This window comes from Tateyamaria algicola, from assembly GCF_047715485.1.
In the GTDB taxonomy this organism is placed as follows: domain Bacteria; phylum Pseudomonadota; class Alphaproteobacteria; order Rhodobacterales; family Rhodobacteraceae; genus Tateyamaria.
Window position 1 is genome coordinate 1861349 of the sequence record NZ_CP180422.1, and the last position, 10389, is coordinate 1871737.

Annotated in this window: 6 protein-coding genes and 1 pseudogene; 5 read left to right on the forward strand and 2 right to left on the reverse strand. The window is 65.4% G+C overall.

Going from position 1 to position 10389, the window contains the following annotated elements; genetic code table 11:
- Positions 1-4: 4 nt before the first annotated feature.
- Positions 5-952, forward strand: coding sequence for a GGDEF domain-containing protein (locus ACMHLQ_RS11620; protein ID WP_415404964.1), 948 nt, complete (start codon positions 5-7; stop codon positions 950-952).
- 161 nt (positions 953-1113) lie between these two features.
- Here the strand turns inward: ACMHLQ_RS11620 and ACMHLQ_RS11625 are convergent, their stop codons facing one another.
- Complete coding sequence (locus ACMHLQ_RS11625) at positions 1114-1689, reverse strand: DUF1285 domain-containing protein (protein WP_415404965.1); 576 nt, start codon at positions 1687-1689, stop codon at positions 1114-1116.
- Positions 1690-1757: 68 nt separating this feature from the next.
- On the opposite strand from ACMHLQ_RS11625, the gene ACMHLQ_RS11630 reads away from it, so the two are divergent.
- Genes ACMHLQ_RS11630 through ACMHLQ_RS11645 form a run of 4 tightly spaced genes read left to right on the forward strand, consistent with a single transcriptional unit; the run spans position 1758 to position 8444 of the window.
- Positions 1758-2765, forward strand: coding sequence for an AAA family ATPase (locus ACMHLQ_RS11630; protein ID WP_415404966.1), 1008 nt, complete (start codon positions 1758-1760; stop codon positions 2763-2765).
- Positions 2762-3643 carry a DUF58 domain-containing protein gene (locus ACMHLQ_RS11635; protein ID WP_415404967.1) on the forward strand — a complete coding sequence of 294 codons (882 nt, stop codon included), beginning with the start codon at positions 2762-2764 and terminating at the stop codon, positions 3641-3643. Before ACMHLQ_RS11630 ends, ACMHLQ_RS11635 begins: the two co-directional genes overlap by 4 nt.
- A complete protein-coding gene (locus tag ACMHLQ_RS11640) occupies positions 3640-6405 on the forward strand; it encodes a DUF4159 domain-containing protein (RefSeq protein ID WP_415404968.1) in 2766 nt (921 codons plus the stop codon). The genes ACMHLQ_RS11635 and ACMHLQ_RS11640 overlap by 4 nt, the downstream gene beginning before the upstream one ends.
- Positions 6402-8444, forward strand: coding sequence for a hypothetical protein (locus ACMHLQ_RS11645; RefSeq protein ID WP_415404969.1), 2043 nt, complete (start codon positions 6402-6404; stop codon positions 8442-8444). Before ACMHLQ_RS11640 ends, ACMHLQ_RS11645 begins: the two co-directional genes overlap by 4 nt.
- Here the strand turns inward: ACMHLQ_RS11645 and pbpC are convergent.
- Positions 8441-10389: pseudogene (gene pbpC, locus ACMHLQ_RS11650) on the reverse strand (penicillin-binding protein 1C). The gene ACMHLQ_RS11645 and the pseudogene pbpC sit on opposite strands and share 4 nt — an antisense overlap.

A 10389-nucleotide genomic window follows, 5' to 3' on the forward strand; every position in this document is an offset into this window, starting at 1 on the left:
GTACATGAAAGAAATTTTCGAGACTTTCAGAAGCCTTACAATTGCGATCATTGGCATTGTAGTCGCAATATCGGCGGACACATTGATCAAGTCTGTACTTCCAGAGTACGCTCAATTCCGAAAATCTGTTGATGAAAACCCCATCCTATGGGTTCTGTTGGCCGTCGCCGTCGGCTTGCTACTTACTTACCTCGGCCACAAATCCACGGAACAAAAGATAGAAGGTCTTGACGCAACGTCCGAACTGCAATCCGCGCGGATTGCTGATCTCCAAGAAATGCTGACGGAGGAACGGCGTCGAAGAGGAGTTGATCCTCTAACGGGTCTCCCTAATCAATTTCGCTTTGAGACGGAACTGGACGAACTAATTTCAGACAATAACAGAAGGTCTAACTTCACCCTAGTTTACATTGACTTGTTTGGACTTAAGACGGTGAATGATACGCAAGGAGACGAATTTGGGAGCCGCTACATTCAGTCTTTTGTAAAGATTATTTCCGATGCGATGTACAAAAAAGAGAAGATGTTTCGGATAGGGGCAAGAGCTGAATTCTCCACATCGTCAGCGGAGATCTACAGGTCTCGAGATGGGGGAGATGAGTTCTACTTGCTACTCGGCGCGGATGAGATGGGCGCGTTGTTTGCTGTTAGGCGAGTTCTTTCTGATGTGATTTCAGCAAAGAAATCTCTGCTATCGGCGTCTCAAAATCCGACAGCGGAACCGCTTGCAATGAAGGTTGGTTTTCGTGGCGGTGTTATCGAAATGGCCGATTATGAAACACGAGCAGCACTCGTTGAGGAAGCCAAAGCAGCCCAGCTTCATACGCGTCTGGGAGATCTGCCCAACGCGCCATCAAAGTACGTTGTTACAGGCACACCACCTGATAAATTAAGTGATACCGCGAAGAAAGTGCTACGCGAAATCGATGAAGTTATTGACAGTCAAACTTGAATGAAAAATTCGCTCGAATGCGGACATTGGCGCAGCCGCAGCAAACTGGTGCTTTGTCCCGCACTCCTGTCGATCAACGTTCAAGATAGGCGTCCAATTCTGGCTTTTTCCTACCCGGCATGCGCAAAGGCTATGTCTCCCTGTCCCTCACCACCCCAACCCTACGGCAACTCCTCCGACGGGATGATCCCAAAGAACTCCCCTGACGACCACACGCCGAACCAGTCGTCGTGATGCACCCCCAGATCGACAAGCCGGTAAAAGCTCTTGCGGTCGATCAGCGCCTCGAGGTCGGCGCGGATCAGGATGTAAGGCGCGGGTTCGCCCGTCTCTGCGTCCCGCTCGACCCTTATCGGATGGTCGGGGCCTGCGACGGCCACATCCCCCACATGGGTGGTGAAGGTCAGCACCTGTGCCTTCCCCTCTCCGCTCGGTTCGAAATCCTGCGCCACAAAGGGCGCGTCATCTACGGTGATCCCGACCTTTTCCACCGGCGTGACGAGGAAATACTTCCCCTCTTCCCGCTTGAGAATCGATGAAAACAGCTTGACCAGTCCGGGCCGCCCAATCGGCGTGCCCTGGTAAAACCACGTCCCGTCCCGTGCGATCCGCATGTCCAGATCGCCGCAAAACGGCGGATTCCAGAGGTGTACAGGCGGCAAACCGCGTGTTTTTGCAGCAGTGATCGACGCCACGAGCCCTTCGGCATCCGGTGTCACGGTTTTTTGTCCACTCATATGTTTTGCCATTCCATCCTGAGGCAATAGGTTGTGAGATAGCATATATTCCGAATGAAAGAGATGTCATGACCGACGCAGAGGACCTTGTTGCCGAAATCGAAGCGCTTGGGGGCAAGTTGGCGCAAGCCAAAGCCTCGATCACACGGCGGTTCATCGGGCAGGAGCGGGTGGTTGATCTGACCCTCACCGCCCTGTTGTGCGGCGGGCATGGCCTGCTGATCGGTTTGCCGGGTCTGGGCAAGACGCGTTTGGTCGAGACGCTGAGCACGGTGATGGGACTGGATGGCAGCCGGATCCAGTTCACGCCTGACCTGATGCCGGCCGATATTCTCGGCTCCGAAGTGCTGGACACGGCCGAGGATGGCAGCCGGGCCTTCCGCTTTGTGCCTGGCCCTGTGTTTTGCCAGTTGCTGATGGCGGACGAGATCAACCGCGCCTCGCCCCGGACCCAATCGGCGCTGTTGCAGGCGATGCAGGAAAAGACGGTGACCGTGGCCGGGCAGGACCGCCCCCTTGGCGTGCCCTTCCACGTGCTGGCCACGCAGAACCCGATTGAGCAGGAGGGGACCTATCCGCTGCCCGAGGCGCAGCTTGACCGCTTCCTTGTGCAGATCGACGTGCTCTATCCCGACCGGGACACTGAGCGTGACATTCTGGTCGCCACGACCGGGACGGAGGATGCGGAATCGACGCAAGTGTTCTCGGGCGACGAATTGCTGGCGGCACAGACGTTGCTGCGCCGGATGCCGGTGGGCGACTCGGTGGTCGAGATGATCCTTGATCTGGTCCGCGCCTTCCGCCCGGGTGAGGTGGATGCGTCGGACAAGGTACGTGAGACGGTGGCCTGGGGGCCGGGGCCGCGCGCGGCGCAGGCCCTTATGCTGGCGGTCCGTGCGCGCGCGCTGTTGCAGGGCCGGTTGGCCCCATCCGTCGAGGATGTGATCGACATGGCCCGCCCGGTGCTGAGCCACCGCATGGCGTTGAACTTTGCCGCGCGCGCGCGCGGTGACAGCCTGGCCGATCTGATTGACGAAACGGCGGCGACCCTCAGCCGCCAAGAGGCTGCGGCGTGATCACACCCCTTGCCCTGCGCGAAAAGGCCGAGACGCAAGCCGCACGCCTGCCCGCCCTTCTGGCGCGGGCCGAGCATCTGGCGGGCGCCGTTCTGCTGGGTGACCACGGGCGTCGCCGCGCGGGCATGGGGGATGATTTCTGGCAGTACCGCCCGGCCCAAGTCGGCGACAGCCGCCGCATGATCGACCACCGCCGCAGTGCGATGGGCGATGTACAGTTCGTGCGCGAACGCGAGTGGCAGATTGCGCAATCCGTGATGCTGTGGGTCGATCAGGGGGCGGCGATGCGCTTTGCCTCTTCCGACGCCTTGCCGACGAAATCCGAAAGTGCGCGGGTGCTGGGCCTGGCTTGTGCCATCCTTCTGATCCGCGGCGGCGAACGTGTGGGCCTGACCGGCACGCGCCTGCCGCCCCGCCGGGGCAATGCGCAGATCCTGCGGCTGGCCGAGATGTTCACCGAAGATGCCGAGCATGACTATGAACCCCCCGAGCACCGGGCGATGATCCCCCATGCGCGGGCCGTCTTCATCTCGGATTTCATGGGCGATATCGCGGCGGTGCGCACTGCGCTGACCAAGGCCGCCGACCGGGGTGTGCGCGGCGTGTTGCTGCACGTACTCGACCCGGCAGAGGAAGCGTTTCCCTTTCGCGGGCGCACCGTGTTTGAAAGCGTGGGCGGCACGCTGGAGCATGAGACGCTCAAAGCGTCCGAGTTGAAAGACCGCTATCTGGATCGTCTGGCCGCGCGCAAGGCCGAGTTGCAGCAGCTGTGTTCCGTTGCGGGCTGGCAATACGGGCTGCACCACACCGAAACCTCGGCGCAGGCGGGCCTTTTGTGGCTGTGGCGCGCGCTGGATGGCGGGAGGGCGCGGACGTGACCATTTTCGGCCCTATCGGATTTGCCGCGCCATGGTTGCTGCTGGCCCTGATCGCCCTGCCGATCCTGTGGCTGATCCTGCGCGCCATTCCGCCCGCACCCATTCGCCAACGCTTTCCAGGCGTGGCGCTGCTGTTGGGTTTGCAGGATGACGAGGCGGTGTCGGACCGCACGCCCTGGTGGCTGCTGTTGCTGCGGATGCTGGCCGTTGCGGCGATGATCATCGGCCTCGCTGGCCCTGTGCTGAACCCCGAGGATGACGGACAGGCGGGCAGTGGCCCCTTGCTGATCGTGATGGATGGCAGCTGGGCCGGGGCCGCGCGCTGGCCGCGCCAGCTGGAGGGCGTCGAGGCCGAATTGCGCCGTGCGGGTGCTGCGGGGCGCGAAGTGGCGCTGCTGCATCTGGCACGCCCGAGTGCTGCGGTGTTTCAGGCGGCCAACACGGTGGCCGCGCGCCTGCCCGGCCTGACACCTGCGCCCTGGCAACCGGCGAATGCCGATGCCTTGCAGACATTCCTGCCCGACGGCGGGTTCGAGACGGTCTGGTTCAGCGACGGTCTGGACTATGTCGATCGCCCCGCCCTGCTTGCGACACTGGAGGCGCGTGGCCCCGTCCGCGTGACCCAGGCCGTGGCGGATGTGGTGGCCCTGACCCCTGCGCGCTATGTGGATGGGCTTGTGGAACTTACCGCCATCCGCTCGGTTCCCGGCGACGAACGCGGCGTGACCGTGCTGGCCCAGGGGCGCGACCCCGCGGGCAATGCCACGACACTTGCCACCGCGAATGCAGTCTTTGCCGCCGGAGAGTTGACGGCAGAAACCGCCCTGTCCCTGCCCGCAGAACTGCGCGCCCGCGTCACACGTTTCGAGGTGCAGGGCGCACGTTCTGCCGGGGCTGTCACCTTGGTCGATGACAGCCTGCGCCGCCGCGAGGTTGCGCTGATTGCGGGGCGCGAGGGGCGCGAGGGCCTCGAACTGCTGTCCCCGCTGCACTACCTCGAACGCGCGCTTGCACCCTCGGCCGATCTGCTGCGCGGCGCATTGAGCGACGTGTTGCCCGCCAACCCGGATGTGATCGTACTCGCCGATGTGGCCACCCTGTCCGATGGCGAGACCGAGAACATCGCCGCGTGGGTCGAAAACGGTGGCCTGCTGGTCCGCTTTGCGGGACCGCGTGTCGCCGCCAGCGACATCAGCCGCATTGAGGAAGACCCCCTGATGCCGGTCCGCCTGCGCTCGGGTGGGCGCAGCGTAGGTGGCGCGATGAGTTGGGGGTCGCCCAAGACCCTTGCCCCGTTCCGCGAAGGTTCGCCTTTCTTTGGTCTTGCCCTGCCCGGCGATGTCGAGATCACAGCGCAAGTCATGGCACAGCCCGACCCGACCCTGGCCGAACGTGTGATTGCAGAACTCAGCGACGGCACCCCGCTTGTCACCCGCAAGCGCAGCGGGCAGGGGCAGATCGTACTGTTCCATGTGACGGCGAATGCGGAATGGTCGTCTTTGCCGCTGTCGGGTCTGTTTGTCGAAATGCTTGAACGGCTCGCCATCTCGTCGGCCAGCGCCAGCCCGAGTGCGGAGGATCTGGACGGTACGATCTGGACGCCGCAGGTGGTGATGAACGGGTTTGGCACCCTCAGCGATGCGGGTGCGCGTCCCGGTGTGCCGGGGCCCAAGCTGGTCAGCGATCCGGCTGGCCCCGACCTGCTGCCCGGCGTCTATGTCTCTGGCGAGCGCAGCCTTGCCCGCAATGTGTTGACGCCCGATGCGACGCTGACAGCCGCGACTTGGCCGAACCGCATTCAGGTTTCGGGCCTTGCCACTGCGCCCGAGCAACCGCTGGGTGGGTTGCTGCTGGCGGCGGCGATTGCGCTGTTGCTGGTGGATGTGATCGCCTCGCTCGCCCTGTCGGGGCGGCTGACCGGGGGCGTGCGTGCCAGCCGCACGGCGGCCATCGGTGCGGCCCTGTTCCTCGCCCTCCCAACGCCGCAGGCGCAGGCGCAACAGGACGCGGATGCGCAGGTCGCTGCCGCCTCTGAGGTTGTGCTGGCCCATGTGCTGACCGGCAATCGTCAGGTGGATGAGGTGGCCGATGCGGGCCTGCGCGGCCTGTCGGACACCCTGTTTTTCCGCACATCGGTCGAGCCTGCGACGCCCATCGGGGTCAATCTGGAAACCGATGAACTGGCGTTCTTTCCCATCCTGTACTGGCCCGTCACCCCCGACCAGCCGCGCCCCTCGCGCGAGGCCTATGCCAAGCTGAACGACTACCTGCGTTCGGGCGGGTTGATCCTGTTTGACACGCGCGACGGCGATGTTGCGGGTTTTGGCGCATCCAGCCCCAACGGGCACAAGTTGCAGGACCTTGCCGCCCCCCTGGATGTGCCCGCGCTGGAGCCGATCCCGCGTGATCATGTGCTGACCCGCACCTTTTATCTGCTGCAGGAGTTTCCGGGCCGCCACACCGACGGCGAATTGTGGGTCGAGGCCGCACCGCCCGGCGCCGAGCAGGTCGAGGGGATGCCCTTCCGCAACCTCAATGACGGGGTCACACCCGTGGTGATCGGCGGCAACGACTGGGCCGCTGCCTGGGCTGTGACACCGGGCGGACAGGCGATGCTGCCCGTAGGCCGTGGTTTTGGCGGTGAGCGGCAGCGCGAGCTGGCCTACCGCTTTGGTGTGAACCTCGTGATGCATGTGCTGACAGGCAATTACAAAAGCGATCAGGTCCATGTGCCTGCCTTGCTGGATCGGTTGGGCCAATGACCGGAACAATCCTCTTTGACCCGCTGGTGCCTTGGGCGGTGCTGGCCATCCTTGCCGCCCTGGTCGTGGCGGGCGTTGTGCTGGCCCTGATGCGCGGCCTCAACGGGTGGGCCTTGCGTGGCATGGCCGGGTTGATCGTGCTCGCCGCCCTGTCCGGCCCCGCCTTGCAACAGGAAGAGCGCGCGCCCCTCAGTGACATCGTGATCCTGGCCGAGGATCAAAGCGCCAGCCAGCGCCTGCGCGACCGCCCCGATCAGTCGGATGCCGCCGCCGACGCGCTTGAGGCCGCGCTGATTGCCCGCGAGGGCACAGAGGTGCGCCGCATCACCGTGCCGGACGGGGATGAGGATGCAGGCACCCGCCTGATGACCGCCCTGTCGGACGCGCTGGCCGAAGAACCCCGCGCCCGTGTCGCGGGCCTGATCGCCATCAGCGACGGGCAGGTGCATGACGCCGATCTGCCCATTGACCTGCCCGCGCCTCTGCATCTGCTGCTGAGCGGGCGCGAGACGGATTGGGACCGCCGCCTGCTGGTCAAGAACGCCCCCGCCTTTGCCATCATCGGCGAACCCGTCACCCTGACCCTGCGGATCGAGGATAGTGGCGCCGCGCCCACCGATACCGGCCTTGCACCACTCGACATCTCGGTCGATGGCGCCCCGTCCCAGCGGTTCAACGTGCGCATCGGCGAGGATATCGAACTGCCCGTGACCCTGCCCCATGGCGGGCGCAACGTAATCCAGTTTTCCGTTCCGGAAGCCGAGGGAGAGCTGACCGACCGCAACAACACCGCCCTGATCCAGATGAACGGCGTGCGCGACCGGTTGCGCGTGCTGCTGGTGTCGGGCGAACCCCATGCGGGCGGGCGCACCTGGCGCAACCTGCTGAAATCCGACAGCTCGGTCGACCTTGTCCACTTCACCATTCTGCGCCCGCCGGAAAAGCAGGACGGCGTGCCGGTGGGCGAATTGTCCCTCATCGCCTTTCCCACGCGCGAGCTGTTCCTTGAGAAGATCGACGATTTCGATCTGATCATTTTTGACCGTTACAAACGGCGCGGCATTCTGCCTGCGCTCTACCTCGACAATGTGGCGCGTTATGTCCGCGATGGCGGCGCCGTGCTGGTCGCTGCGGGCCCGGATTTTGCCAGTGCCGACAGCCTGTATCGCTCGCCCCTTGGGTCGGTCATGCCCGCCCAGCCCTCGGCCCGCGTGTTGGAAGAGGCCTATCGACCCACCGTGTCCGAAGTGGGCAAGCGCCACCCCGTGACCACCGCCTTGCCCGGCGCCGGTGATTGGGGCCGCTGGTTGCGGCAGGTGGATGTAGAGGCGCGTTCTGGCAATGTCGTGATGCACGGTGTCAACGAGCGGCCCCTACTGGTGCTCGACCGGGTTGAGGAAGGGCGCGTGGCGCTCCTCGCCTCCGACCATGCGTGGCTGTGGAACCGTGGCTATGAGGGCGGCGGGCCGCAGCTGGAACTGCTGCGCCGTCTGGCCCACTGGATGATGAAGGAACCCGAGCTGGAGGAAGAGGCCCTGACCGCCACCGCCACGGGCCAGTCCATGCGCATCCTGCGCCGCACACTGTCAGAATCCGTGCCACCCGTGACGGTGACCGGCCCCGATGGCAGCGTCACCCAGCTTGAAATGACCGAGGCCCAGCCGGGGCAGTTCGAGACCCGCTTTGACGGGCCGGAAATCGGGCTTTACCGCCTTGAGAACGGAGATCAGAGCACGGTGATCGGCCTTGGCCCTGCCGCGCCTAAGGAGTTCGAGGCGACAATCGCCACCGATGCCGTTCTGGGCGAGCGTGTGGCCGCGACCCGTGGCGGTGTGCTGCGTCTGGAAGAGGGCACGCCCCGCATCCGCACCGTGCGCGAAGGGCGCCCGGCAGCCGGGCGCGGCTGGATCGGGATCACGCCGCGTGGCGCATACGAGACGCAGGATGTGCGCCAGATGGCGCTGCTGCCGCCCTGGCTGGTGCTGCTGCTCGCCGCCGGGTTCATCACCGCCGCGTGGCTGCGCGAAGGACAGCGCTAGGGGCGCAGCTCGACCGCGACACGGGCGGACCGGCCCGCTGCGTCGATCACCGCAATGTCGGAAAACCCGCGATCCAGCGCGCCGATGCTGATGTGACGGTTGCGCACTCCGGACATCACAGGCGCGCCGTTCAGCAACACGGTCAGCGGCAATGCACCCCCTTCGACTTTCACCACCGTATCGGACTGCGCGAGGACTGCGCCATTGGGCGGGAAGGCAACGGCGGGCCCCTTGGTGCCGGGCCGCGCCGCACCGAACCGGCGCAGGGGTGCAGGCAGCTCTGCCGTGGTCAGCATCAGCGTGTCGGCGGGGGGCGGTGGTGGTGGAGTGTAGTTTTGCTTCAGCCGCCCGAATGCCTCGAACAGGATGGGCGCGGCGTGATCCCCGCCAAAGGCACCGGGCACAGGTGTGCCATCGGGCCGTCCCATCCAGACGCCGATCACGTGCTGCCCGTCATATCCAATGGCCCAGGCGTCGCGGTGTCCGTAGGACGTGCCGGTCTTGTAAGCCAGCCCCGCGACCGCACCTGCAGGCGGGGGATGTCGCGCAGGGTGTCCCCCACCTGCCACGCCGCACGGGGCACGATGATCTGCGCGCCTGTGGTTTGTTCGGTGGGCCTGTCAGACAACGCCGTGACGTGTCCCAATTGTGCCAGGCCCGCATAGGTCCGCATCAGATCCTCGAGGCTCAGGCCCACGCCACCCAGAGCCACCGCGAGACCGGGCTTGCCGCCGGGCAGTTCCGGTGCGGCCCCAAGGCTGCGCAGGGTCGCCATCAACCGCTCGGGTCCCAGCGCCTCGGTCAGGGCCACGGGGGGGATGTTCAGCGATTGGGTCAGAGCGGCGCGCGCGGTCACGTCGCCACGAAAGTGACCGTCGAAGTTTTGCGGGGCATAGCGCCCGAAGCGCGTGGGCCGGTCGGCAAAGACGGTTTCGGGATGCGCCAGACCCCGGTCAAAGGCCAGCGCATAGATCAGCGGCTTGAGCGTTGATCCGGGTGAGCGCTTGGCGCGGGTCATGTCCACATATCCCAACGCGCCCTGCGCATCCGTATAGTGCGGGGCGCCGACGCGGGCGATGATCTCTCCGCTTTGGTGGTCGGCCACCATCAGCGCCATGGACACACCTGCCGCCTGCCCCGCAGCATGGGTGCGCACGAGGGCTTCCATCTGCTGTTGCAAGCCTGCCCTGAGCGATGTGTCAAAGCGCGCGGCAAGCGGATCATCGCGCCGCAGCGCATCCGCCAGATGGGGCGCCAGGCGCGGCAGGGGCCGCATGGCGCTGGGCACATCTGCGGCCACCGGCGCGGCCCCAACACGGGCCAGCACACGGTCGCGCGCGGCGCGGGCGGCATCAGGGTTGCGGTCGGGCCGGCGCGCTTCGGGGGCTTGCGGCAGGGCAACGAGCAGCGCCGCCTCGGCAGGCGACAGGCGCGCGGGTTCCTTGCCGAACCACAGGTAGGACGCGCTGCGCACCCCCTCGATCCGCCCGCCATAGGGCGCGTGTTGCAAATACAGCCGTAGGATCGCCGCCTTTTCCATGCGACGTTCCAGCGCCCAGGCCACCCGCATCTGCCGCAGCTTGCCGCGCAGGATGCCGGTGCCCGAGTTTTCCAGCAGGCGCGCGGCCTGCATGGTGAGGGTGGAACCGCCCGACACCACCTCGCCCGCGCGCACGGCCTGCGCCACGGCGCGCGCCATGGCCCATCCATCCACCCCCGTATGCTGACGGAACCGCTTGTCCTCGTAAGCGATCAGCATGGCGGTGAAGTCCGCATCCACCGGCCCAAGGGCCAGCCGCACACGCCCGTCCTCGACCGCAAAGGCGCGCATGAGGTGCCCGTTGCTGTCGCGCATCTCAGTCGAGGTTTCGGCCAGCGTCGCGGGCAATACCGTGCGCTCCACCCAGCCGTCCCAGACCGCGTGCAGCGTGGCGGCACAGAGCAT

What these genes read in the sequence shown, in the direction of transcription:
- ACMHLQ_RS11645 (WP_415404969.1), top strand. Translation starts at nt 6,402, where the DNA reads ATGACCGGAACAATCCTCTTTGACCCGCTGGTGCCTTGGGCGGTGCTG.
- ACMHLQ_RS11620 (WP_415404964.1), top strand. Translation starts at nt 5, where the DNA reads ATGAAAGAAATTTTCGAGACTTTCAGAAGCCTTACAATTGCGATCATT.
- ACMHLQ_RS11630 (WP_415404966.1), top strand. Translation starts at nt 1,758, where the DNA reads ATGACCGACGCAGAGGACCTTGTTGCCGAAATCGAAGCGCTTGGGGGC.
- ACMHLQ_RS11625 (WP_415404965.1), bottom strand. Translation starts at nt 1,689, where the DNA reads ATGAGTGGACAAAAAACCGTGACACCGGATGCCGAAGGGCTCGTGGCG.